24 protein-coding genes and 1 pseudogene are annotated in these 24,615 nt (G+C 66.5%); 10 read left to right on the top strand and 15 right to left on the bottom strand.

Annotation, left to right across the window (positions count from 1 at the left end; all coding sequences use genetic code 11):
• Nucleotides 1–2: 2 nt before the first annotated feature.
• The 4 genes from G6N24_RS22855 to G6N24_RS22840 are packed head-to-tail and all read right to left on the bottom strand — an operon-like array spanning nt 3 to nt 5,037.
• Nucleotides 3–1,625, bottom strand: a complete 1,623-nt coding sequence (locus tag G6N24_RS22855; RefSeq protein WP_085160996.1) for a dipeptide ABC transporter ATP-binding protein — start codon at nt 1,623–1,625, stop codon at nt 3–5.
• A complete protein-coding gene (locus tag G6N24_RS22850) occupies nt 1,622–2,485 on the bottom strand; it encodes an ABC transporter permease (RefSeq protein WP_085160998.1) in 864 nt (287 codons plus the stop codon). The genes G6N24_RS22855 and G6N24_RS22850 overlap by 4 nt, the downstream gene beginning before the upstream one ends.
• A complete protein-coding gene (locus tag G6N24_RS22845; protein WP_085160972.1) occupies nt 2,478–3,404 on the bottom strand; it encodes an ABC transporter permease in 927 nt (308 codons plus the stop codon). The genes G6N24_RS22850 and G6N24_RS22845 overlap by 8 nt, the downstream gene beginning before the upstream one ends.
• Before the next feature lies 1 nt (nt 3,405).
• Nucleotides 3,406–5,037 (bottom strand): peptide ABC transporter substrate-binding protein, encoded by a 1,632-nt coding sequence (locus G6N24_RS22840; protein ID WP_085160970.1) that lies wholly within the window; start codon nt 5,035–5,037, stop codon nt 3,406–3,408.
• A gap of 121 nt (nt 5,038–5,158) precedes the next feature.
• Between G6N24_RS22840 and G6N24_RS22835 the strand changes: the two genes are divergently transcribed.
• Together G6N24_RS22835 and G6N24_RS22830 are read left to right on the top strand one after the other, a co-directional pair.
• Entirely contained in the window at nt 5,159–5,416 is a 258-nt protein-coding gene (locus G6N24_RS22835; protein ID WP_085160968.1) for a hypothetical protein, read from the top strand.
• A 102-nt stretch (nt 5,417–5,518) separates the two neighbouring features.
• Nucleotides 5,519–6,058 (top strand): DUF4232 domain-containing protein, encoded by a 540-nt coding sequence (locus tag G6N24_RS22830; protein WP_085160994.1) that lies wholly within the window; start codon nt 5,519–5,521, stop codon nt 6,056–6,058.
• Nucleotides 6,059–6,133: 75 nt separating this feature from the next.
• On the opposite strand, the pseudogene G6N24_RS22825 reads toward G6N24_RS22830, so the two are convergent.
• Nucleotides 6,134–6,969 (bottom strand): annotated as a pseudogene (locus tag G6N24_RS22825) (hypothetical protein).
• Entirely contained in the window at nt 6,966–7,955 is a 990-nt protein-coding gene (locus tag G6N24_RS22820; RefSeq protein WP_085160992.1) for a DNA adenine methylase, read from the bottom strand. Before G6N24_RS22820 ends, G6N24_RS22825 begins: the two are co-directional and overlap by 4 nt.
• Nucleotides 7,956–8,241: 286 nt before the next feature.
• On the opposite strand from G6N24_RS22820, the gene acs reads away from it, so the two are divergent.
• On the top strand, nt 8,242–10,194 hold the full coding sequence (gene acs, locus G6N24_RS22815) for an acetate--CoA ligase (protein ID WP_085160966.1): 1,953 nt from the start codon (nt 8,242–8,244) through the stop codon (nt 10,192–10,194).
• A 7-nt stretch (nt 10,195–10,201) separates the two neighbouring features.
• On the opposite strand, the gene G6N24_RS22810 is transcribed toward acs, so the two are convergent.
• The gene (locus G6N24_RS22810) at nt 10,202–10,900 is read right to left on the bottom strand and encodes a S1 family peptidase (protein ID WP_139822426.1); all 699 of its coding nucleotides are present in this window, start codon (nt 10,898–10,900) and stop codon (nt 10,202–10,204) included.
• A 279-nt stretch (nt 10,901–11,179) separates the two neighbouring features.
• Between G6N24_RS22810 and G6N24_RS22805 the strand changes: the two genes are divergently transcribed.
• Both G6N24_RS22805 and G6N24_RS22800 read left to right on the top strand, forming a co-directional pair.
• On the top strand, nt 11,180–11,701 hold the full coding sequence (locus G6N24_RS22805) for a phage holin family protein (RefSeq protein WP_085160962.1): 522 nt from the start codon (nt 11,180–11,182) through the stop codon (nt 11,699–11,701).
• The gene (locus G6N24_RS22800; protein WP_085160960.1) at nt 11,702–12,661 is read left to right on the top strand and encodes an alpha/beta fold hydrolase; all 960 of its coding nucleotides are present in this window, start codon (nt 11,702–11,704) and stop codon (nt 12,659–12,661) included.
• On the opposite strand, the gene marP is transcribed toward G6N24_RS22800, so the two are convergent.
• The 4 genes from marP to nth are packed head-to-tail and all read right to left on the bottom strand — an operon-like array spanning nt 12,654 to nt 16,045.
• Nucleotides 12,654–13,847 carry an acid resistance serine protease MarP gene (marP, locus tag G6N24_RS22795; protein WP_139822429.1) on the bottom strand — a complete coding sequence of 398 codons (1,194 nt, stop codon included), beginning with the start codon at nt 13,845–13,847 and terminating at the stop codon, nt 12,654–12,656. The two genes, G6N24_RS22800 and marP, sit on opposite strands and share 8 nt — an antisense overlap.
• Nucleotides 13,848–13,852: 5 nt before the next feature.
• Complete coding sequence (locus tag G6N24_RS22790; protein ID WP_179963453.1) at nt 13,853–14,650, bottom strand: NUDIX hydrolase; 798 nt, start codon at nt 14,648–14,650, stop codon at nt 13,853–13,855.
• A gap of 1 nt (nt 14,651) precedes the next feature.
• Entirely contained in the window at nt 14,652–15,299 is a 648-nt protein-coding gene (locus tag G6N24_RS22785; protein WP_085160988.1) for a TlpA family protein disulfide reductase, read from the bottom strand.
• A gap of 8 nt (nt 15,300–15,307) precedes the next feature.
• Nucleotides 15,308–16,045: an endonuclease III gene (nth, locus tag G6N24_RS22780; protein ID WP_085160956.1), complete on the bottom strand. Its 738-nt coding sequence runs from the start codon at nt 16,043–16,045 to the stop codon at nt 15,308–15,310.
• A gap of 116 nt (nt 16,046–16,161) precedes the next feature.
• Here nth and G6N24_RS22775 point away from each other — a divergent pair, with 116 nt between their 5' ends.
• Together G6N24_RS22775 and crp are read left to right on the top strand one after the other, a co-directional pair.
• A complete protein-coding gene (locus tag G6N24_RS22775; RefSeq protein ID WP_085160953.1) occupies nt 16,162–16,557 on the top strand; it encodes a hypothetical protein in 396 nt (131 codons plus the stop codon).
• A 97-nt stretch (nt 16,558–16,654) separates the two neighbouring features.
• Nucleotides 16,655–17,329: a cAMP-activated global transcriptional regulator CRP gene (crp, locus tag G6N24_RS22770; RefSeq protein ID WP_012396681.1), complete on the top strand. Its 675-nt coding sequence runs from the start codon at nt 16,655–16,657 to the stop codon at nt 17,327–17,329.
• A 70-nt stretch (nt 17,330–17,399) separates the two neighbouring features.
• Here crp and G6N24_RS22765 read toward each other — a convergent pair whose 3' ends face one another.
• Genes G6N24_RS22765 through G6N24_RS22755 form a run of 3 tightly spaced genes read right to left on the bottom strand, consistent with a single transcriptional unit; the run spans nt 17,400 to nt 18,828 of the window.
• Nucleotides 17,400–18,194, bottom strand: coding sequence for an MBL fold metallo-hydrolase (locus G6N24_RS22765; protein ID WP_085160951.1), 795 nt, complete (start codon nt 18,192–18,194; stop codon nt 17,400–17,402).
• Nucleotides 18,195–18,199: 5 nt separating this feature from the next.
• The gene (locus G6N24_RS22760; protein ID WP_085160949.1) at nt 18,200–18,667 is read right to left on the bottom strand and encodes a RidA family protein; all 468 of its coding nucleotides are present in this window, start codon (nt 18,665–18,667) and stop codon (nt 18,200–18,202) included.
• On the bottom strand, nt 18,664–18,828 hold the full coding sequence (locus G6N24_RS22755; protein WP_139822425.1) for a DUF4177 domain-containing protein: 165 nt from the start codon (nt 18,826–18,828) through the stop codon (nt 18,664–18,666). Before G6N24_RS22755 ends, G6N24_RS22760 begins: the two co-directional genes overlap by 4 nt.
• 88 nt (nt 18,829–18,916) lie before the next feature.
• Between G6N24_RS22755 and G6N24_RS22750 the strand changes: the two genes are divergently transcribed.
• Both G6N24_RS22750 and G6N24_RS22745 read left to right on the top strand, forming a co-directional pair.
• Entirely contained in the window at nt 18,917–19,942 is a 1,026-nt protein-coding gene (locus tag G6N24_RS22750) for an ArsA family ATPase (RefSeq protein WP_085160947.1), read from the top strand.
• Nucleotides 19,939–21,096, top strand: a complete 1,158-nt coding sequence (locus G6N24_RS22745) for an ArsA family ATPase (RefSeq protein ID WP_085160945.1) — start codon at nt 19,939–19,941, stop codon at nt 21,094–21,096. Before G6N24_RS22750 ends, G6N24_RS22745 begins: the two co-directional genes overlap by 4 nt.
• Nucleotides 21,097–21,433: 337 nt before the next feature.
• Here the strand turns inward: G6N24_RS22745 and whiB4 are convergent, their stop codons facing one another.
• On the bottom strand, nt 21,434–21,790 hold the full coding sequence (whiB4, locus tag G6N24_RS22740; protein WP_085160943.1) for a transcriptional regulator WhiB4: 357 nt from the start codon (nt 21,788–21,790) through the stop codon (nt 21,434–21,436).
• A gap of 356 nt (nt 21,791–22,146) precedes the next feature.
• Here whiB4 and ponA2 point away from each other — a divergent pair, with 356 nt between their 5' ends.
• Nucleotides 22,147–24,564 (top strand): transglycosylase/D,D-transpeptidase PonA2, encoded by a 2,418-nt coding sequence (ponA2, locus tag G6N24_RS22735; protein WP_085160941.1) that lies wholly within the window; start codon nt 22,147–22,149, stop codon nt 24,562–24,564.
• Nucleotides 24,565–24,615: the final 51 nt, after the last annotated feature.

Below are 24,615 nucleotides of genomic sequence, written 5' to 3'. Positions count from 1 at the left end.
ACCTATCGGGAAGCCGACTGGGCGCCGGGAATGGCCTCCAGCAACTGGCGGGTGTACTCCTGGCGAGGCCGGTTGAACACGTCCTCGGTGGTTGCGTGCTCCACCACCCGCCCGGCGCGCATGACCAGCACGTCGTCGGCGATCTGCCGGATCACCGCCAGATCGTGGCTGATGAACAGGTAGGTCAGGCCGAGGCGGGCCTGCAGATCGGCCAACAGCGCAAGGATTTGCTCCTGCACCAACACGTCTAACGCCGAGACCGCCTCGTCGCACACCAGCAGCTCGGGTCGCAGCGCCAACGCCCGCGCGATGGCGACGCGCTGCCGCTGACCGCCGGACAGCTCGCGGGGCAGCCGGCCCGCGACCGACGACGGCAGCGCCACCTGGTCGATCAGCTCACGCACGGCCCGCTGGCGCTGCTTGCGGTCACCGACCCGGTGGATGCGCAACGGTTCCTCGATGGCGCGAAACACCGAGTACCTGGGATCCAGGCTGCTGTACGGGTCCTGGAACACCGGCTGTACCCGACGGCGAAAAGCCAACGCCTCCTTGCGGTTCAGGGCGCCAACGTCGGTGCCGTCGAAAACCACCGTGCCCGAAGTGGGTCGCAACAGGCCAAGCACCATCCGGGCCAGCGTCGACTTCCCCGAGCCCGACTCGCCGACGATCGCCAGGGTGCTCCCCCGTGGTAGCCGGAACGACACCCCGTCGACCGCCCGAGACTCGATCCGGCGCCACGGTGCGCCGCGAGACTCGCGGTAGATCTTGGTCAGCTCCGAGGCGACGAGAACGTCCCCGGACTCGGTGGCGTTTGCCACCCGCGCCGGAATCCTGTTGCGCGTCATCAGCGACGCAGCCGCGGCCACCAGACGCCGGGTGTACTCGTGCTTCGGATCCCGCAAAATCGACTGCGCCGCACCGGACTCCACCACCCTCCCGCGATGCATGACAACCACGGCCTCGGCTCGTTCGGCGGCGAGCGCAAGATCGTGGGTGATCAGCAGCAGCGCGGTACCCAGTTCGCCCGTGAGGCGCCGCAAATGGTCGAGCACCTGCCGCTGCACGGTGACGTCGAGCGCCGACGTCGGCTCGTCGGCGATCAGCAGCAGCGGCCGGCCGGCCAGGCCGATAGCGATCAGCGCACGCTGACACATGCCGCCGGACAACTGATGCGGATATCGCCCGGCTTGCTTGCCCGGATCGGGCATGCCGGCCTGGCCGAGCAACTCCACCGCCCGTCGCCGCGCTTTGCGGCCATCGGTGTTGGCCCGCAACGCTTCTGAGATCTGGAAGCCGACCTTCCAGACCGGGTTCAGGTTGGTCATCGGGTCTTGGGGTACGTAGCCGATGCCGCGACCGCGAATCGACCGGAGGAGCCGCCGGTCGGCTGACGTGATGTCGCGCCCGTCGAAAACGATGCGCCCGGCGGCAATTCGTCCGCCGGGGGCAAGCAGCCCAAGGATCGCGGCGGCCGTGGTCGATTTCCCCGATCCCGATTCGCCGACGACGGCGACGGTCTGGCCGCGACCCACGGTCAGGTCCACGCCGCAGACCGCGGGGGCGTCGGCACCGAACCTGACCTGTAGGCCCTCGACGGACAGCAACGGCGATTCCGCGCTGCTCATGCGCGCCATACCCGTGCCGCCGGATCCAGGGCATCGCGCAGGGCATCCCCCAGCATCATGAAGGCCAGCACCGTGATCGCCAGTGCGCCCGCGGGATAGAACAGTATGGGCGAGCCGGATCGCAGCCGGGTCTGCGCGACGTTGATATCGCCGCCCCAGGACACCAGCGACGGCGGCAGTCCCACCCCGAGGTAGGACAGCGTGGCCTCGGTGACGACGAAGATCCCCAGGGCAATGGTGGCCACGGCGATCACCGGGCCCATTGCGTTGGGCAGCACGTGTCGCAGCAGAATCTGAAACCTGCTCAGGCCCAACGCCTTAGCCGCGAGCACATAATCACGGGTCCGCACCTCGAGCACCGCGCCACGGGCGATCCTGGCCACTTGCGGCCAGCCGAACAGGGCCAAGATGGCGATCACCGTCCACACCGTGCGGTGACGCAGGACTTGCATCAGCACGATGGCGGCCAGCAGCAGGGGCAGGCCGAAGAACACATCGGTGATGCGGGAGACCACCGCGTCGACCCAGCCGCCGTAAAACCCGGCCAGCGCGCCCAGCGCCCCGCCGACGACGAACACCGACAACGTGGCTCCCAGCCCCACGGTGACGGAGGCCCGCGCCCCGTAGACGGTGCGCGCGTAGATGTCGTGGCCCTGCAGGTCGGTGCCGAACCAGTGCGCCGACGACGGAGGGAGCAGGCTTTGGCTGGGATCGGCGTAGGTGGGATCGGCGGACGTGAACAGCGCAGGAAATGCCGCGACGGCCAGGATCAGCAGGATCAGCGCGGCGGCGATGACGAATTTCGGACGCCGGCGCAGCCCGCGCCACGTTTCGAGCCAGAACCCGGTGTGCTCAGCCATACCGGATCCGCGGGTCCAGCGCCGCATACAGCAGGTCCACGACCAAATTCGTGATCAGGTAGATCAGCACCAGCACGGTGACGATCGACACCACCGTCGGCGCCTCCTGCCTGGTGACCGCCTGATACAGCACGCCGCCGACGCCGTGGATGTTGAAAATGCCTTCGGTCACGATCGCCCCACCCATCAGCGCCCCCAGGTCGGCGCCCAGGAAGGTCACCACCGGGATCAGCGAGTTGCGCAGGATGTGCACCGTCACCACCCTGGGCCGCGACAGCCCCTTGGCGGTGGCGGTGCGCACATAGTCGGCGTGCGCATTGGCGGCCACCGCGGAGCGGGTCAACCGCACCACGTAGGCGAATGACACCGCGCCCAGCACAATCCCGGGTAGCACCAGCCTCGCGAACGTCGCCCGTTCGCCCACGGTGACCGGCGCGATTCCCAGCCGGACCCCGAACAGGAATTGCGCCAGAAAGCCCAGCACGAAAATGGGAATCGCGATGATGATGAGTCCGGTGATCAGCACCGCGGCATCGAAGATTCCGCCCTGGCGCAGGCCGGCGATCACCCCGAACCCGATGCCCAGCACCGCCTCCACCGCCAACGCAATCAGTGCGAGCCTGATCGTGACCGGAAATGCGTGTGCCAGGACGGCGCTCACGGGCAGTCCGGAATAGGCGCGACCCAGATCGCCGTGCAGGATGCCGCCCAGATAGCGCAGGTACTGCACCACGAACGGATCGTCGAGGTGGTACCGGGAACGCAGCTGCGCGGCCACCGCGGGCGTCAGCGGCCGGTCCCCGGCCAGCGCGGCGACCGGGTCACCGGGCAGCAGGAACACCATGCCGTAGATCAGCAGCGTGGCGCCGAGGAATACCGGTACTATGACGGCGACCCGGCGCGCGATGTACCAACCCATCTCAAGCCTTGGCGATGTTCTCGTAGTCCGGCAGACCATTCCAGGTGACCGTGACGTTGCTGACCCGCGGCGACCACCCGACCACGCTGACATAATCCCACAGCGGCACAGCGGGCATGTCCTGCAACAGGATTCGCTGCGCAGTATTGGCCAGCACCGTGGCCTCGCGCAGGGTGGGCGCCGCCTCGGCGGCCAGCAGCGCCGCGTCGAACTCACGGTTGGAGTAGCCGACGTCGTTGGATCCCGCCCCGGTGGCATACAGCGGGGCGAGGAACTCGATCATCGACGGATAGTCACCCTGCCACCCGGAGCGAAACGCAGTGTCGATCGTGCGGTTGGCGATCTGGGTGCGCAGCCCGGCAAACGTGGGCGCCGGCGCCCCGACAGCGTCGATGCCCAGAACGTTCTTGATGCTGTTGGCCACCGCGTCCACCCACTCCCGATGGCCGCTGTCGGCGTTGTAGGCGATCGCGTATCGGCCGCTCCATGCCGATATCGCGTCGGCTTGGGCCCAGAGCCGCCGCGCCCGTTCGGGATTGAAGTCCAGCGCGTCGCTGCCCGGCAGGTTCGGGTCGAAGCCCGGCAACGACCGGGCAGTGAAATCCCGTGCCGGACTGCGGGTGCCGACGAAGATCTGCCGGCAGATTTGTGGGCGGTTGATCGCGGCCGACAACGCCAGCCGCCGCAACCGGCCTTCCTCGCCGGCGAAATGCGGCAGCCGAAACGGGGTGTCGAGGGACTGATTCACCGCGGCGGGCCCGGTAGTGACGTTGGCGCCGAGGTCGCGCTTGTAGATCGGCAACGCGCTCGGCGGAATCGTGTCCAGCACATCGAGATTGCCGGACAGCAGGTCGGCATAGGCGGTGTCCAGATTGGCGTAGAACTCGAACCGCAGGCCCTTGTTGCGCGGCATCCGGTTGCCGTGGTAACCGGGGTTGGGCACCAGATCGATCTTGACGTTGTGTTCCCACGCTTGCCCATTGGGACCGTCGGCCAGTTTGTACGGGCCGTTGCCGATCGGGTTCCGCCCAAACGCCGCCATGTCCCGAAATGCCGCGGCCGGCAGCGGATAGAACGAGCTGAAGCCCAGCCGCAACATGAAGTCTATGGTCGGGGCCTTGAGCCGCACCCTGAACTCGAGGTCGTTGACCACCTGCAGGCCGGACATGGTGGCGCGTTTGCCGTCGCCCGCACGGCCGGCGACTTCGTCGAACCCGTCGATCGGGCTGAAAAAGCTCTGCTGCAGTTGGGCGTTGGCGCTCAGCGCCCCGTAGTTCCACGCGTCGACGAACGAGTGGGCCGTCACCGGCGATCCGTCCGTGAACGTCCAACCCGGTTTGAGAGTGATTCGGAAGTTGACGTTGTCGGTGGTCTCGATCGCCTGGGCGACCTCCGGCGACGGGTTGCCCTTGGCGTCGTAGGACATCAGGCCCGCGAACAGCCGGTCTATGATCCGGCCGCCATTGCTGTCGTTGGTGCTCGTCGGGATCAACGGGTTGGGGGGTTCCCCGCCGTTGACCAGCACCACATCGGGGCTCAGGACGCCACCACCGCAACCGGCCGCCGGCGCGACCACCAGCAATCCGGCGGCGACCGAGGCTGTCCAGGCCAGGGCGGCCCGCATCCGACGCATGACAGCGACACTAAGCTAAGGCCTGCTTGTAGCGTCCGGTTCGCCAGGCAGTGAAGTGCGGAGCCGGCCACGGCGCCACGACGCCGTGCCGCGGCGGCCACCACAACCTAGAATCCCGCTGATGACCGTCACCCACCTCGCCTCGCATGGTGGTGCCTTTCAGGCGGGGTACCTGGCACTGGCACTCGGCGTTCCCACGCTGGGATGGATCCTGTTGATCGTCGGCCTGAAACAGCGCGCGCGCACTCGTCCACAGCCGGGTGCTCGTCCGCATCAGCTAACACCGCCGGCCCGGGCCGCATCGTCCGGCACGGCGCTCATCGTCGTCGGCGCCGCGCTGTTGACGGTGGGCGTGCTGGCGATAGCGTGGCGCCTCTGAGGCACGCAGGCCCCGACCTGCCCCTCGATTCGGGCGATTTAGCCCAATCGCCTGCCACTATGCGGGATGATCACGGCCATGCACGAACGTCAAGAGCGCCCGATGCAGCGGCGGGCCCGTCGAGCAGTCGCCACCGGTGTCCTGGCGACAACAAGTTGTGCCGCCGTAGTGCTGGGCCCGGCCGCATGGGCCGCACCGGCCGACACCGGCGAAGAGCCGACGCCGTGCAAGGGGGAGCAGATCGCCGTGAGTACCTCCCCGACCCAGGTCGCCGTGGGTCACCGGGCGCTGACCCTGATATTCACCCTCGCCAGCGGAGCGGCGCCGTGCACGCTCAGTGGCTACCCCGACGTCGAGTCGGGCGCCGGCGGGCCCCTCATTCACGCCAAGCCCACGCCGCGCGGCTACATGGGCGGCTTGCCGGCCACCGACACCGTGCCGCCCACCGCCACCCTGTCGCTGGCGCAACGGGCACAGGCCATCGTGGAAGGCATGGCCATCGACGGCAACGGCAACCAGTGCCCCACGTATACCGACCTGCGCGTCAACCTTCCCAACACCGTCGAAGTGTTCACCGTGCCGACCACCATCGAGGCCTGCCAACTGCAGGTACACCCGATCACCGACACACTGTCGGCGTAGCCTGACAACCTCGCCCATTCCCGCCACCAATACTGGCGCAGGTGCTGCCGGTGGTGCTGCGCAAGCCATCGGCTCTCAGATCAAGTGGCGCAGACGGGCCGCCATCTGAAGGTCGTCGCGAAACTGGTCGAACTCAGGGTGTACAGACCGTCAATCTGCTTGTTGGTCCAGAGCAAATGAATGCGACGAAGATCAGATTGGCGAGATTTCCAACCGATCCCGTCGATCACAGCCATGACGAACTGAGTGGGCAGGCGAACGTCGGCCATCTCCTCGATTTCGCGAACGGCGTCGGTGAGCTTGCTGCCGGTGGAGTCAAAACCCTTCGCGGCTACCGCAATGTCGGCGGATGTCGCGTTGGGGATGAGGAGATCTCCGGGCGCGGATCGCCCGTGGCGTCCGGTGAAGCGGGCACGGGTGACGTAAGGCAGGCCAAGGTCTTTGGCAATCGCCTCGATCTCGTCTTCGACCCTCCGGCCTGAAATCCCAGCACGTGTAGCGGTGACGCGTCTTTCTGCACGGGCGATGAGGACGTCGGCGAAGCCGTATTTACGCTTCAATTGCGTTTTTAGCATCCGGATCAGGTCGAACTCGACGTCAAGCCACGAAATCAGCTCACCGGGTTTAGCCTGAGCCAACTTTGTCCAGCCCGACGTCCCGAATTCGTGTCGCAATTCGTTCTTCAACTTCTCCTGGGACAATCCTGCCGATAAACCGAGCACCAGCGTCCAGGTCGGATGTGCCTGAACCCATCTCGTCAAAGTGGACGCGTTGATCGGCTTGATTTCACTCAGGCTCTCCGTGGCGTGGCGGATATCTTCGGCTTCCGGTGTAGAAGCAGTGGGATCGACGCGTGCGGTTAGACGGCCAAGCGAGTCCAGATAGGCTTCGAATGAGATTGGTTCACTCATCCAGCACGCCCAACGAACAGATACTCACGGACATTACGTCGGGCAGCCGCGGTGTGTGTTCCGAAACTGTACTTATGGTCAATCGCGATGACTTCAACCGACGGTTTGACCTTGCCAAGCAGGTCCACAATGCGTGCTGCGTCGGGTATGGCGTTCGAGGAGTACGACAAAACAATCGCCCCCGCGCGCTCGAAGTGCTCGAAAGTCCGTAATAACGCATCCTCAATCGTCCGCTTGTACGCGAATGGGGTGAACTGTTTCTTCAGCTTCTTGGTGGTGGTGTCTTGCATGATGGTGAGTCCGCGCCAGTACACGCTCAGCCCTTCGAGGAAGTGGTACCGCTTGATGTAGTCGTTGTCGTCATTGGGCGGGGCGTAGGGCGGATCAAGGTAAACGAGGTCGGGTTCCGTGTCCGGAATGTCGAAGACGTCTCCGCGGATAGCTCGGCTATGCAGCTCGTTGGTGAACACGGTCGCGTTGTATTCCGCCGCACGCTCGCGGAAGTGCTCACGTAGAGACAACCGAAGGTCGCGGCGACCATCGGCGTAGCGGGCGGAGTCGGTGAAGGTGAATACTCCACGCGGTTGCTTGCGGGCGGCTGACAGGATCAAGGCGGCTATCGCCAAATCTCGTCGATGCCCACGCAGCGTATCGATATGTGACCACGCCGAGTCGAGAAATTGGCGATCCTGCGGCGTGAAATACAGCCCGTCAAATTGAGACTGGATGAAGTCGCGGTCATCTGCCGGAGGCCCACAGATCTGATCGATCAGCTCCGCTTCGAGTCGCACCGAATTGTTTTGGACCGTTGCCCGGGCGACTGTCGCTGGAAAGTTCAAGAAATCGTTCGCTGTGACCCGATACCCCTGGGCCTTAAGGAGATAGGACACGACACCCGAGCCCGAGAATCCATCCACAGCGGTTGTCCCACCGATCTGGGCGAAGACGCGCTCCAAGTGCGGAAGCAAGCGGTACTTCGACCCCATGTAGCGCAGACGCGGAAAATTCCGGGCTCTGATCAAGCTGTCGGACAAGGTCGGAACATATGGCGTGACGGCTGCCAATTCTGATTCAAACGCCACACCAATCTCCCTATACGCATCTCGTGAGCCCCGACGCACCTGCGCCCGAGCAGCGCGCCGTAAGTGACAGATACACCCGCTTACCGACAAACCGTCGCAGACACGTCCGACAGCCACAGATTGTTGCGGCCGGACGCACCCAGCCGACGTCGCAACACGCCGCCTCCGCTGGCTATATAGGCTCACATCCGTGAGCGAGTCCACCCCCGAAGTCCCCTCCTCGTACCCGCCGCCAGCGCACTTCGCCGAACAGGCGAACGCCCGCGCCGAGCTGTACCGCGAGGCCGAGGAAGACCGGCTGGCATTCTGGGCCAAGCAGGCCAACCGGCTGTCCTGGGCGACCCCGTTCACCGAGGTGCTCGACTGGTCGGAGGCCCCGTTCGCCAAGTGGTTCGTCGGCGGCAAACTCAACGTCGCCTACAACTGCGTGGATCGCCACGTCGAGGCCGGCCACGGCGATCGGGTCGCGATCCACTGGGAGGGCGAGCCCGCCGACGACCGCCGCACCCTGACCTACTCGGATCTGCACGTACAGGTCTGCAAGGCGGCCAACGCGCTGACCGACCTCGGCCTGGTGGCCGGCGACCGCGTGGCCATCTACTTGTCGTTGATCCCCGAGGCCGTGATCGCGATGCTGGCGTGCGCCCGGCTGGGAATCATGCACAGCGTGGTATTCGGCGGTTTCACCGCGACGGCACTGCATACGCGGATCGCCGATGCCCAAGCCAAGCTGCTGATCACCAGCGACGGACAATTCCGCCGCGGCAAGCCGGCCCCGCTGAAGGAAGCCGCCGACGAAGCGGTCAGCGATCCGGACAGCCCCGTGGAGCGCGTTCTGGTGGTGCGGCGCACGGGAATGGACGTGCCGTGGAACGATGAGCGCGACGTGTGGTGGCCCGACGTCGTCGACCCGGCATCACCCGATCACACCCCGGAGTCATTCGACTCCGAGCAGCCGTTGTTCCTGCTGTACACATCGGGCACCACCGGCAAGCCCAAGGGCATCATCCACACCACCGGCGGCTATCTCACCCAGAGCTCGTACACCCTGCACACCATCTTCGACGTCAAGCCAGAAACCGACGTGTTCTGGTGCACCGCGGACATCGGGTGGGTCACCGGGCACACGTACGGCGTCTACGGCCCGCTGTCCAACGGGATCACCGAGGTGCTCTACGAGGGCACGCCCAACACACCTGATGAACACCGGCATTTCCAGATCATCGAAAGATACGGCGTCACAATCTATTACACGGCCCCTACCCTGATCCGGACGTTCATGAAGTGGGGCCGGGAGATCCCCGACGCACACGACCTGTCCAGCCTGCGGCTGCTGGGCACGGTCGGCGAACCGATCAACCCCGAGGCCTGGCGCTGGTATCGCGACGTCATCGGCGCGGGCAGGGTTCCGGTGGTGGACACCTGGTGGCAAACCGAGACCGGCTCGGCGATGATCTCACCCCTGCCCGGGGTCGCTGCCGCCAAACCGGGTTCGGCGATGACGCCGTTGCCGGGCATCTCGGCCAAGATCGTCGACGACCACGGCGATCCGGTGGAGCCGGACACCAACGGCGACAAGCACGTCACCGGCTATCTTGTCTTGGACCGGCCGTGGCCGTCGATGCTGCGCGGCATCTGGGGTGACCCCGCGCGCTATTGGCACGCCTACTGGTCCAAGTTCGCCGAGCAAGGGTTCTACTTCGCCGGGGACGGCGCCCGCGTCGATGCCGACGGCGCGATCTGGGTGCTGGGCCGCATCGACGACGTGATGAACGTGTCCGGGCACCGGATCTCCACCGCCGAGGTGGAATCGGCGCTGGTCGGTCACCCCGGGGTGGCCGAGGCTGCCGTGGTCGGGGTTACCGACGAGACCACCAACCAGGCCATCTGCGCGTTCGTCGTGCTACGCGCCAACTACGAACCGCACGACGGGACCGGCGAGGAGTTGCGCGCCGAAGTGGCCCGGGTGATCTCGCCGATCGCCCGCCCGCGTGAGGTCCATGTGGTGCCGGAACTACCCAAGACCCGCAGCGGCAAGATCATGCGCAGGCTGCTGCGCGACATCGCCGAAAACCGCGAGCTGGGCGACACATCGACACTGCTCGACCCCAGCGTGTTCGACGCGATCCGGGCCGCCAAGTAGAGCACCCTCAGGACGGCGCCGGGACGAACCCCGAACCCGGCCGATTCTTGGCGTCGATGTCGGCCAGGATCGCGTTGAACGACATCACCACCGCCGGGGTGTGCAGCGGTATGTATTTGGTGACGCAGCTGGGCAGATTGTCGCTGAAGGCGCCGTGGATCATCCCGACCAGCAAATTGTCCACGGTCACCGGCGCCCCAGAGTCGCCCGGTCCCCCGCAGACCTGCATCACGATGGTGCCCGGATTCTGGCCCGGCCCCCAAGTGACGCCGCAGGAGTTGCCGGTGGTGCGGCCCTGCTTGCAGGCGATCTGACCGAAGGCCGGATCCGGGCCGATGCCGTTGATCGCAAAGCCGTTGAAACTGGCCACCGGCGCCACCTTGGCCGGATCGAACTTGATCACCGCGTAGTCCAGGTTGTCGTTGCCGGCGACCATGGTGCCCAGGACGCCCCTGTTTTCGGCGCCCTCCGCGGCGACCTGCGCACCCGGGCCCCCGCAGTGCGCGGAGGTGAAGCCGATCAGCTCGCCAGCCTTGTCGGTGCCGATGGTGGTCAGGGTGCACATCGTGTTCCCGTCGATGGTGATGGGCGCACCGCCGCCCAGCGCGACCTTGTCATCGGCTGCCGCCGTGCGCGCGGGCATGCCCACAAACGCCAGGAGCACGGCCATGATCGCCGCGCCCAAGCATCGGTGCGCCATGTGCAAGGCAATACCCCCGTCAGCGGTCGGATATCGGAGACCCGCCAGTCTAGATGATCGCCCGCCGCACCGGTTGCTGCGCAAATGACCCCGACCGTCAATTGCTAGGTCGATCACCTGTTCACGCACGGTGGGCGGCTGACCTCGTACGCATACGCACAGCATGGCAACATAAGCCGCGACAACAGAGCAGGCTCGGCGACGAGGCGAGCCGCGCAACGGCTCGAGGTGGGGGTACCCCGCCTGCGGGGGAGAGTCGCGACAACAGGACCGAGAGGACCGTCTGTGAGCAAGCCTGATCGCACGAACGGTGTGCCCAGCACGCTGACCACGATTCCGTTGGCCGACCCGCACGCGGCACCCGCTGAGCCGTCGATCGGTGACCTGATCAAAGACGCGACAACTCAGATGTCAACGTTGGTGCGCGCCGAGGTCGAATTGGCGCGCGCCGAGATCACCCGCGATGTGAAAAAGGGCCTGACCGGCAGCGTCTACTTCATCGCCGCGCTGGTGGTGCTGTTCTACTCGACGTTCTTCTTCTTCTTTTTCCTCGCGGAGTTGCTCGACAGCTGGCTTTGGCGCTGGGTCGCGTTCCTGATCGTGTTCGCCATCATGGTCGTGGTCACCGCGGTGCTGGCGCTCTTGGGCTTCCTCAAGGTCCGCCGAATCCGAGGACCGCGGCAGACCATCGAATCGGTCAGGGAGACCCGCACCGCCCTCACCCCGGGCCACGACAAGACCGCGGGTGACGGACGCAAGGCAATCACGACCGCCAGCAAGACGGCCTCCGATCCCTCGGGTTGGTAGATGCCGGCGCCAGATCCGTCGATGACCCGCATCGCCGGGCCATGGCGCCATCTGGACGTGCATGCCAACGGCATCCGCTTCCATGTCGTACAGGCAACTCCGGACGGCGAAGACGCGCCGGTGACGGCGCGTCCACTGGTAATCCTGCTGCACGGTTTCGGTTCGTTCTGGTGGTCGTGGCGCCATCAGCTGCGCGGGCTGAGCGGGGCGCGAGTGGTCGCGGTCGACTTGCGCGGCTACGGCGGCAGCGACAAGCCGCCGCGCGGCTACGACGGCTGGACGCTGGCCGGCGACACCGCCGGGCTCATCCGGGCGCTCGGCCACTCGTCGGCGACGCTGGTCGGTCACGCCGACGGCGGGCTGGCCTGCTGGACCACCGCGCTGCTGCATTCACGGCTGGTGCGCGCGATCGCACTGATCAGCTCGCCGCATCCGGCCGCGCTGCGACGTTCCACGCTGCTGCGGCGCGACCAAGGGCGTGCGCTGCTGCCGACGCTACTGCGCTACCAGCTGCCAATCTGGCCCGAGCGCTTGCTGACGCGACATAACGCGAACGAGATCGAACGCCTCATTCGCACCCGCGCCTGCCCCAAATGGGTTGCTTCCGAAGATTTCTCGGCAACCATCGGCTACCTGCGCCAGGCGATCCAGATTCCGGGGGCCGCGCACTGTGCACTCGAGTACCAGCGTTGGGCGGTGCGCAGTCAGCTGCGCGGCGAAGGCCACCGGTTCATGAGATCGATGACCCAGCAACTCGGTGTGCCGCTGCTGCACCTCCGCGGCGACGCCGATCCTTACGTGCTCGCCGCCCCGGTCCAGCGCACCCAGCGCTATGCGCCGCATGGGCGCTACATATCCGTAGCCGGCGCAGGACATTTCAGCCACGAAGAGGCGCCCGACGAAATCAACCGGCACCTGATGCGGTTTCTCGAGCAGGTGCACGCAGCCAAATTCAGGTGACGCAGGTCCCCGTGGCGACCGCTTGGGTGTCGCCGATCTTGGCGAGTTGGCCGGCCACCTCGTCGGCCGTCAGCACGAAGCCGGTGTCCGCGTCGTCGACCGCCGCGCCGAACACCACACCGAGCACCTGGCCGTTGAGGTCGATCAGCGGTCCGCCCGAATCACCTTGCTCCACATTGGCTCTGATGGTGTAGACGTCGCGGGTGACCGGCCGTGGGCTCCGGTAGATATCGGGGCCGCTGAGTTTGATGGCTTCGCGAATCCTGGCCGGGGTTGCCGCGAAATTGCCGCCGCCAGGGTAACCCAGCACCACCACGTCGGCCCCGGTCTTCGCCGGCGTCTCAGCGAACGCCAGCGGCGGCGGCGGCAAGTCGGGGACGGCGAGGATAGCGATGTCGACCGAAGGATCGTAGGAGACCACGATGGCGTCAAAGGGCTTGCCGCTGGCGTACACCTGAACGCTGTTTGAACCGGCAACGACGTGCGCGTTCGTCATCACCCGGTCGGGTGATATCACAAACCCGCTACCCTCCAACACTTTCTGGCAACTGGGCGCCAGGCTGCGCACCTTGACGACGCTTGGCTCGGCGGACACCACCACGGGGTTGTTGGCCAGCGCCGGATCTGGTGAGGCCACCGGAATGACCGGGGTGCGGCTGAACGGCTCCAAAACCGCGGGCAGGCCGGAGGTGTTCAGCAGCGCCGACAGCCGCTTGGGCACGTTCTTCAGCCAGCTAGGCGCCACCTCGTTGACCTGAGCGAGCACCCGCGAGCCGCGCACCGCGGCGGCCAGCTCGGGCTGGTCCGTCGACTGGGTCAGCGGCGTCGCCAACAGCCAGGCCGCGGTCAGCACCACCAGCAGCTGCACGCCGACGCCGATCACCGAGTCGATCAACCGGATCGGCCGGTTGCGGATCGCGCTGCGCACCGCCCGGCCCAGCACCACACCGGCGACCTCACCGACGACGACCAGCGCCAGGATCAGGAACAGCGCGGTGAACAGTTTGGCGCGCGGCGCGGCGATGTGGCTGACGATGTGCGGTGCCAGCAGCACACCGGCGATCGCGCCGAGTAGCACACCGCCAAACGACAGCATCGAGCCCAGGGCGCCCGAACGCCAACCCGAGATGGCGGCGATAAACGCCACCGCGAGGACCGCAATATCCAGCCACTGGGACGGGGTCATCGAGTTCATCGGGGGCCAGCCTCGTCGCCCACCAGCGTCATCGCCTCGTCCAGCTCGCGCACATCGCCGGTGTCCCACGGCTCGGCCCAGCCGGCGACGTCGAGCATCGCGGAGATCACCTGGCCAGTGAATCCCCAAACCAGCATCTCGTTCAACAGGAACGCCGGCCCGGCCAAGCGACGGGTGTGTGGGCGGCGGTACACCATCAGCCGGTTTTCCGGATTGATGAAGGCGCGCACCGGAACCCGCGCCACGATCGCCGTTTCGGCCTCGTTGACGACGGCAATTGGGCCCGGATCCGGCGAGTAGGCCAACACAGGGACGACATGGAACCTCGACGGCGCGATGAACGTCCGCTCGCACGTCGCCAGCGGGTGCAGCCTGCTGATGTCGAGCCCGGTTTCCTCGTGCGCCTCCCGCAGCGCGGTGGCAACCGGCCCGTCGTCGGTGGGATCGGACGCGCCCCCGGGGAACGCGGCCTGGCCCGCGTGGTGACGCAATGTCGACGCGCGCACGGTCAACAACAGGTCGGCATCGTCGGGGAGAGCACCGTCGACCGGCCCGGACTCGGGACCCGAGAACAGCACCAGCACCGCGGCGTCGCGCGCGTCACGGCGCAACGTTGCCAGCGACGACGCAGCCCTGGCCGCGGTCACCAACGCCAACACGTCCGCGGGCAGCCGACGCCGGTACGCGTCGGGAATCTGACCGACGTTGTCGACCAGCGGACGCAGCCACGACGGGCCGACGTCAGGCTTCAGCGCAAACGCAGTGCTCACCGGCGCCTCCCTCCGCGTGTCCACCTCATCCCGCGTCGTTTCCGACTGCGGCCGCGATCTCGTCGGCGCTGCCGAAAGCCCGCGGCAGGGTCTGGGCAACGCTACCGTCCGGACGCAACACCACCGTCGCGGGCATCACATTTGGGACCCCCAGCGCCGCCGCAACCCGGCGGCGGCCGTCTTGCAGGGTCGGCAGCCGCACGCCAAGGTCCGCCAGCCGCAGCAGCGCCGCCGTCTCGTTCTCGTCCTGATGCACGGTCACCACCATCACGTCGGGCCCGGTCCGCCGTTGATACTCGGCCAACGCGGGCAGTTCGGTCATGCACGGCGCGCACCAATACGCCCATAAATTGATGACCACGCGGCGGCCGGACAATGCGTGCGCAACGTCGACGGCCGAGCCGTCCGCCGCGCATTCCACCGCCACGCCGCGCAACGCCGCCGGGCCGGGACCGGCCCCGGCGGCGGGACAGGGTGGCAGGTTTGCGCGCCGCCGGGGGCCCGCCAGTGCTGCCGGCGTGTCGGCATCGCGGTGTTCGCGTGCGGCGGGTGTCGGGGTGTTAGCGGTCGGTCCGAAAGTGTCGCGGCGATCACGCAGCTGGGCGACCAGCGCCACCAGCAGGGCCGCCACCACCGCCAGGATCGCGATGGTCCAGCGGGCCTTCTGGGTCAACCGCGATCTCACAGCCCGGCCAGGGCCAGCAGATGTTCGGTTTCCGGTCCCTGCACCAGGGGCGCGGCGAGCAGCGGTTCGGTGGGACCCAGCCCGAAGGAGGGGCAGTCTTTGGCGAGCACGCAGACACCGCATGCCGGTTTGCGGGCGTGGCAGACCCGGCGCCCGTGGAAGATCACTCGGTGGCTCAACAGGGTCCACTCACTGCGTTCGATCAGCTCGCCGACCGCGAGCTCGACTTTGACCGGGTCCTCTTCGGCGGTCCAGCGCCACCGGCGCACCAACCGCTTGAAGTGCGTATCGACGGTGATCCCCGGGATCCCGAAGGCGTTCCCCAGGATGACGTTGGCGGTCTTGCGTCCCACGCCGGGCAGCGTCACCAGCTCGTCCATGGTGGCCGGCACCTCGCCGCCGAACCGTTCCACCAGGGCTTGGCCGAGGCCGATGAGCGAAGCCGCCTTGTTGCGATAGAAGCCCGTGGGCCGGATCAGGCCCTCGAGCTCCTCGCGGTCCGCCCGCGCGTAGTCCAGCGCCGTCTGGTAGCGCGCGAACAACGCCGGTGTCGTCAGGTTCACCCGTTTGTCGGTGCTCTGCGCCGAAAGGATGGTGGCGACCGTCAGTTCGAGCGGCGAGGTGAAATCCAGCTCGCAGTACACGTGCGGAAAGGCTTGCGCCAGTGCGCGATTCATCCGCCGGGCCCGTCGCACCAGGGCGAGTCGGGTCTCCGCAGGCCAGGGCCGGGGCACGGCGGCGCCGGGCTGGGATGGAACTGACTTGGAACGCCCCGACGACTTGGCCGCTGTCACCTACGACAGAGTACTGATTTCGTAATCCGACCGAGACATCGCGTTGATCCAAGGCCATGTTTACTCTCCTTGTGTCATGGTTGCTGGCCACCTGCATTCCGGTGTTACTCATGCTGGCGATGCTCGGGTTGGGGCGGCTAGAAACCGCGCTGGCCCATGACGCCGTGACGGCAACCGATGTCGCCGAGTTCCTCGCCCAGGCCGAGGCCGTCGATGTGCACACGCTGGCCCGGGAGGGGATGCCCGAGGCTTTGGATCACTTGCATCGCCGGCAAGCTCAGCGAGTCAGCGAGCCACCGTGGCCCGGATCGCAGAGCGGCACACACCACGGCGAGCCGTTGTTTGCCACCCACCCCGATGGCCGCGCCGAGGCCGGCTTGCCGACGCGCATCGCCCAGCATTCCCGGGCAAATCCGCAGTTAACGGCAACTCGACACGTCAAGCGTGTGTAGCGTTGGCAGGTCGCATCGATTGGCCTACCTTTAGACTCGTGTGGTTGGCAAGCGGTCAGTCTGCCCGTATAACTTCGTCGGAAAGTTGAAGAGCAACGTGGACGAGATCCTGGCAAGGGCAGGAATCTTCCAAGGGGTTGAGCCCGGCGCGGTCGCCGCATTGACCAAACAACTGCAGCCGGTCGATTTTCCCCGTGGACATACGGTTTTCGCTGAGGGGGAGCCGGGCGACCGGCTATACATCATCGTCGCGGGAAAGGTCAAGATCGGTCGCCGCTCACCGGACGGCCGGGAAAATCTGCTGACCATCATGGGCCCGTCAGACATGTTTGGCGAGTTGTCGATCTTCGACCCCGGGCCCCGGACGTCCAGCGCGACCACGATCACCGAGGTGCGAGCGGTGTCTATGGACCGCGACGCGCTGCGCGCGTGGATCGCCGATCGTCCTGAGATCGCCGAGCAGCTGCTGCGGGTGCTGGCCCGTCGGCTGCGGCGCACCAACAACAACCTGGCCGACCTCATCTTCACCGACGTGCCCGGCCGGGTAGCCAAGCAGTTGCTGCAGCTCGCTCAGCGGTTCGGCACCCAGGAAGGTGGCGCCATGCGCGTCACGCACGACCTGACCCAGGAGGAGATTGCCCAGCTGGTGGGCGCTTCGCGGGAGACGGTGAACAAGGCGCTGGCCGATTTCGCGCACCGCGGCTGGATCCGCCTGGAGGGCAAGAGCGTGCTGATCTCGGACTCCGAAAGGCTGGCCCGCCGAGCGCGCTAGCTTGCTGCGCCGAACAGACGCAAAAGCTCCCGACACGCCGGGGAAAATGGGGCTTTTGCGACTGCTCGCGCTACCGAGTCCGCAGATAGTCCAGTTGGGCCTGGACGGACCATTCCGCGACGTCCCAGAGCTGCTCCTCGACGTCGACATAGACGTACTCCACGATCTCGCGGGCGCTCGCCTCGGCCCCGAGATCCCATAACGCGGCGCGCACCTGCTCGAGACGTTCGTGCCGGTGCATCAGGTATCCGGACGCGACGGCTTCCAGGTCGGCCAAGTCGGGCCCGTGTCCGGGCAGCACCTTACGCCGGCCCAAGCCGCGCAGCCGTCTCAGCGATTCCAGGTAGTCCGCCAGGCTGCCGTCGTCCTTGTCGATGACGGTGGTGCCGCGGCCCAGGACGCTGTCCGCGGTGAGCACGGCGTCTTCGAGGAGGAATGACACCGAGTCGGCGGTGTGTCCGGGGGTGGCCAGCACCGTGATCCGCAGCCCGGCAGCGTCGATCACCTCGTGGTCGGTCAGCGTGGCGCCGTCGCCGCGCAGGAACTTCGGATCCGCGGCGCGTACCGGTGCACCGGTGCGCTCGACCAGCTTGTCGATGCCCCCGGTGTGGTCGACATGCCGGTGGCTGATGAGCACCAGGGCGATGCGGCCCAGCGCGGCAACCCGTTCGACGTGCTCGTCGTCGTCTGGCCCGGGATCCACGATGACCAACTCGTCACTGCGCGGCCCGCGCAGCACCCAGGTGTTGGTGCCCTCTAGCGTCAGCAATCCGGGATTGTCGGCCAACAGGACCGACGCCGTGTCGGTGACCGCCCGCAGGCGACCGCATGCGGGGTGCGTCAACGACTCGGGGGTCTCAGGCACGGCCGCTAGGTAACCTCCACGATCAACTCGACCTCCACCGGCGCGTCCAGCGGCAACTCGGCGACGCCGACCGCCGAACGCGCATGCGCGCCCTTGTCGCCGAAGACCTCGGCGAGCAGATCGGAGGCGCCGTTGACGACGCTTGGCTGCCCGTTGAAACCCGGCGCGGATGCCACGAACCCGACGACCTTGACCACCTGCGTCACGGCGTCAAGACCCACCAGCGAGTCCACCGCCGCCAGGGCGTTGAGCGCACAGATCCGCGCCAGCGCTTTGCCCTCTTCAGGGTTGATCTCGGCACCGACCTTGCCGGTGCGCGCCAGCTTTCCCGCCTCGAACGGCAGTTGGCCCGCGGTGTAGACCAGGCTGCCGGTGCGAACCGCAGGGACATAAGCGGCCAGCGGCGCGACCACTTGCGGCAGCACCAGGCCGAGTTGTCCGAGCCGTGCCGTCCAGCCGGAGCCGGCATTCATGACTTCGGCCGCTTCAGGTACGCGACGTGCTGCTCACCTGTGGGCCCGGGCAGCACGGCGACCAGTTCCCAGCCGTCGGCGCCCCACTGGTCGAGGATCTGTTTGGTGGCGTGCGTCAGCAGCGGAACCGTGGCGTATTCCCATGCGGTCGGTTGGGTCATTACGCGAGCTTATCGGTCGTACTTGAACGGCTCCGGCCAGCCCAGCGGCCGGGCAGCGGAGCACGCAGGGCGAGCGGGCTAGCATGCGATGGTGGCAACGACACCTGGCGGCGGTAGTTCCGTCGGCTGGCCGTCGCGCTTGTCGAAGGCCCGCCTGCATTTTGTGACCGGCAAAGGTGGTACCGGAAAGTCGACAATCGCGGCCGCGCTGGCGCTGACCCTGGCGGCGGGTGGCCGCAAAGTCCTGCTCATCGAAGTCGAGGAGCGCCAAGGGATTGCGCAACTCTTCGACGTGCCGCCCCTGCCGTATCAGGAGCTCAAGATCGCGACCGCCGAGCGCGGCGGCCAGGTCATCGCGCTGGCGATCGACATCGAAGCTGCGTTCCTGGAATACCTCGACATGTTCTACAACCTCGGGATCGCGGGCCGCGCAATGCGCCGCATCGGTGCGATCGAGTTCGCGACGACGATCGCGCCCGGTCTGCGCGACGTGCTGCTCACCGGGAAGATCAAAGAGACCGTGGTGCGCCTGGACAAGGGGACCAAGCACCCGGTCTATGACGCGATCATCGTCGATGCCCCCCCGACCGGCCGCATCGCCCGCTTCCTCGACGTCACCAAGGCGGTGTCCGATTTGGCTAAGGGCGGACCGGTGCACTCCCAGGCCGAGGGCGTGGTGCGGTTACTCCATTCCGAGCAGACCGCGATCCACCTGGTGACTCTCTTGGAAGCGCTGCCGGTACAGGAAACGCTAGAGGCCATCGAGGAGCTTGCGGAGATGGAACTGCCGATCGGCAGTGTGATCGTCAACCGCAATATCCCGACCTATCTAGAGCCCGACGCCCTGGCCAAAGCCGCCGAGGGCGATGTCGACGCCGATTCGGTGCGGGCCGGGTTGGAGATGGCCGGGATCAAGCTCGCCGACGCCGACTTCGCTGGTCTGCTGACCGAGACCATCGAGCACGCCACCCGAATCGCGGCGCGCGCCGAGATCGCCCAGCAGCTCGAGGCCCTGCACATACCGCGGCTGGAGCTGCCGACGATCTCCGATGGAGTCGATCTCGGTAGCCTATATGAGCTTTCCGAATCACTGGCACAGCAGGGGGTTCGATGAGCGTCACACCGAAAACCCTTGACATGGCCGCAATCCTGGCCGACACAGCCAACCGGGTCGTGGTGTGCTGCGGCGCCGGTGGCGTCGGCAAGACCACCACCGCTGCGGCGATGGCGTTGCGCGCAGCCGAATATGGCCGCACCGTCTGCGTTTTGACGATCGACCCGGCCAAACGGCTAGCACAAGCGTTGGGGGTCAACGACCTTGGCAACTCACCGCAACGCGTGCCACTGGCACCCGAAGTCCGCGGCGAACTGCACGCGATGATGCTCGACATGCGCCGCACGTTCGACGAGATGGTGATTCAATACTCCGGACCCGAACGGGCACAAGCGATTCTGGATAATCAGTTCTATCAGACTGTCGCCACGTCGCTTGCCGGAACGCAAGAATACATGGCGATGGAGAAGCTGGGCCAGCTGCTCGCCCAGGACCGCTGGGACCTGGTAGTGGTGGACACCCCCCCGTCGCGCAACGCGCTGGACTTCCTGGACGCGCCCAAACGCCTGGGCAGCTTCATGGACAGCCGGCTGTGGCGGCTGCTGCTCGCGCCCGGCCGGGGTATCGGCCGCCTGGTAACGGGCGCAATGGGATTGGCTATGAAGGCGCTTTCTACCGTGCTCGGTTCACGGATGCTGGGCGACGCCGCAGCGTTCGTGCAATCGCTGGACGCCACATTCGGCGGTTTCCGAGAGAAGGCGGACCGTACTTACGCGCTGCTGAAACGGCGCGGTACCCAGTTTGTGGTGGTGTCGGCGGCCGAACCCGACGCACTGCGCGAGGCGTCCTTCTTCGTCGACCGGCTGACTCAAGAGCGCATGCCGCTAGCGGGGCTGGTGTTGAACCGCACCCACCCGACGTTGTGCGCATTGCATGTCGAGCGGGCAATCGACGGTTGCGAAACACTGGAGGCCAATCCGGAGTCGGATGCCGCGTCGTTGACGGCGGCAGTGCTGCAAATCCATGCCGACCGCGCGCAGACCGCGAAGCGCGAGATCCGGCTGCTGTCGCGATTCACTGGAGCCAACCCGCACGTGCCGGTCATAGGGGTTCCGTCGCTGCCGTTCGACGTGTCAGATTTGGAGGCGCTGCGCGCGCTCGCCGACCAGATTGCTTCGGTCGGCGACGATGCGGGCCGTGCAACGGCCCGCTGAGGAGCCGGCCAATCGGGCTTCGGTCGGCGACGATGCGGGCCGTGCAACGGCCCGCTGAGGAGCCGGCCAATCGGGCTTCGGTCGGCGACGATGCGGGCCGTGCAACGGCCCGCTGAGGAGCCGGCCAATCGGGCTTCGGTCGGCGACGATGCGGGCCGTGCTGGGGGCACCTCCCCTTGCGGGCGACAGTTCGTTCCAGAGTCGCCCAATTAGGCATACGCCAGTTCCTGTTGGGCACAAGGCAATTAGAGCGGCGCCGTCTACAGCTGTAACCAAAACGTAATCACAAGACCGTCGGGCACGGCCCGGGCCGACGGGCGCGATCCGGGGAAGGGAATCAGCCAGCGGTGCCGGTGCGGTGCTTCCGCTTTTCGAGATAGTCCGACCACGAGACCACCTCGGGATGCTGCTTGAGCAGAGCCCTGCGCTGGCGCTCGGTCATGCCCCCCCACACACCGAACTCGACCTTGTTGTCAAGCGCATCTGCGGCGCACTCCTGCATCACAGGGCAGTGACGGCAGATGACCGCGGCTTTACGTTGCGCGGCCCCGCGCACAAACAATTCGTCTGGATCGGTTGTGCGACACAACGCTTTGGAGACCCACGCGATGCGCTCCTCCGCGTCGACGCTGCGAAGAACATTCTGTGCGGCCGTAAGGTTCGTCCTTCGAGAAGACGGACGTGTTCCTGACACGAGCTGATCCCTTCCTCCCGGCCGCGGTTGCGACCGCCCTCCTCGGGTACAGCCGATGTTGCGATCTACGCCACACTGTGCACATCGCTGTTACCTGAATCTCACTGTGTGTATAAGTTAGGTGGTGAACCGCCAATTGCGCAACAGTATGATAACGGTTTTTTTGGGACGGGCGTGCAGTCTTGCCGCGATCGACGGGCCAAAACAAACGATCGCCGTTCTAATTAAGCGCTTGACCAGTGACGCAGACGCAAATAACGCCCAGACGCTGGGCGTTGGGCGGGTGAGCGTTGGCTGAAGATTTTTTTTCTTCGCGCGGCGCGGCGGGGTGACAGGCGGTCGCTACTGTAGTACGCATGCCCGAGCGCCCCCCGGCCCTACTCACGATCCTGAAGCTGGCCGGGTGCTGCTTGCTGGCCAGTGTCGTGGCCACCGCGCTGATGTTCCCCTTCGCCGGCGGCATTGGGCTGATGTCCAATCGTGCCTCTGAGGTTGTCGCCAACGGCTCGGCCCAGCTGCTCGAAGGGCAAGTGCCGGCAGTATCGACGATGGTCGATGCGAAGGGCAATGTAATCGCGTGGCTCTACTCGCAGCGCAGGTTCGAGGTGCCCAGCGACAAGATCGCCAACACCATGAAGCTGGCAATCGTATCGATCGAGGACAAGCGGTTCGCCGATCACAACGGCGTGGACTGGAAGGGAACCCTCACCGGCCTGGCCGGCTACGCGTCCGGTGACCTCGACACTCGCGGCGGCTCGACCATCGAGCAGCAGTACGTCAAGAACTATCAACTGCTGGTGACCGCCCAGACCGACGCCGAGAAGCGCGCGGCCGTCGAAACCACCCCGGCACGCAAGCTGCGCGAGATCCGCATGGCGCTCACGTTGGACAAGACGTTCACCAAACCTGAGATCCTGACCCGCTATCTAAATTTGGTGTCATTCGGCAACAACTCGTTTGGCGTGCAGGACGCGGCGCAGACCTACTTCGGCATCAACGCATCCGACCTGAACTGGCAGCAGGCGGCGCTGTTGGCGGGCATGGTGCAGTCGACCAGCACCCTCAACCCGTACACCAACCCCGAGGGGGCGCTGGCCCGTCGCAACCTGGTGCTGGACACCATGATCGAGAACCTACCCGGGGAGGCCGACGCGTTGCGCGCCGCCAAGGCCGAGCCGTTGGGGGTATTGCCGCAGCCCAACGAGTTGCCGCGGGGCTGCATCGCGGCCGGTGACCGCGCCTTCTTCTGCGACTACGTCCAGGACTATTTGTCACGCGCCGGCATCAGCAAGGAGCAGCTGGCCAAGGGTGGCTACCTGATTCGCACCACCCTGGATCCCGACGTGCAGGTCCCGGTCAAGGCGGCCATCGACAAGTTCGCCAGTCCGAACCTGGCCGGCATCTCCAGCGTGATGAGCGTCATCAAGCCGGGCAAGGACTCCCACAAGGTGTTGGCGATGGCCAGCAACCGCAAGTACGGGCTGAACACCGAGGCCGGCGAAACGATGCGTCCGCAACCGTTCTCCCTGGTTGGCGACGGCGCCGGGTCCGTGTTCAAGATCTTCACCACGGCCGCCGCGCTGGACATGGGCATGGGCATCAACGCCACGCTCGACGTGCCGCCCCGCTTCCAGGCCAAAGGCCTGGGCAGCGGCGGGGCCAAAGGGTGCCCCAAGGACACCTGGTGCGTGGTCAACGCCGGAAATTACCGCGGGTCGATGAACGTGACCGACGCGCTGGCCACCTCACCCAACACCGCGTTCGCCAAGCTCATCTCGCAGGTCGGGGTGTCGCGCGCGGTGGACATGGCCATCAAACTCGGCCTGCGGTCGTACGCGGACCCCGGCACCGCACGCGACTACAACCCGGACAGCAACGAGAGCCTGGCCGACTTCGTCAAGCGGCAGAACATCGGTTCGTTCACCCTCGGCCCGATCGAGGTCAACGCGCTGGAGTTGTCGAACGTCGCCGCCACGCTGGCATCCGGCGGCGTGTGGTGCCCGCCGACCCCGATCGACAAGCTGTTCGACCGCAACGGCAATGAGGTCGCCGTGACCACCGAGACCTGCGACCAGGTGGTGCCCGAGGGGCTGGCGAACACCCTCGCCAACGCGATGAGCAAGGACGCGGTGGGCAGCGGCACCGCCGCCGGCTCGGCCGGCGCGGCCGGCTGGGACCTCCCGATGTCGGGCAAGACGGGCACCACCGAGGCCCACCGGTCGTCCGGCTTCGTCGGCTTCACCAACCGCTACGCGGCCGCCAACTATATCTACGACGATTCCACGACGCCAACGGATCTCTGTTCCGGTCCGTTACGCCACTGCGGCAGCGGTGACCTGTACGGCGGCAACGAACCGGCCCGAACGTGGTTCACCGCGATGAAGCCGATCGCCAACAACTTCGGCGAAGTGCACTTGCCGCCCACCGATCCCCGCTACGTCGACGGCTCACCTGGTTCACGGGTGCCCAGCGTGGCCGGTCTGGACGTGGACGCGGCGCGCCAGCGCCTGAAGGATGCCGGGTTCCAGGTCGCCGACCAACCCACGGCCGTCAACAGCAGCGCAAAGTACGGCGAGGTGGTCGGCACCTCGCCCAGCGGTCAGACGATTCCGGGTTCGATCATCACGATCCAAATCAGTAACGGCATCCCGCCGCCTCCGCCTCCGCCGCCGGAGGGCGCGCCGCCTGTTCCGGTCGGCTCGCAGGTGGTGGAGATTCCCGGCCTGCCCCCGATCACCATTCCGCTACTGGCCCCACCGCCGCCGCCTCCGTAGGCGCTGATCACGCCGTAGATGCGCGTTCAGTAACCAACCGGCGGGTAGGCT

It is taken from the genome of Mycobacterium lacus (genome assembly GCF_010731535.1).
GTDB lineage: Bacteria > Actinomycetota > Actinomycetes > Mycobacteriales > Mycobacteriaceae > Mycobacterium > Mycobacterium lacus.
This window is presented reverse-complemented; position numbering and strand designations above follow the sequence as displayed.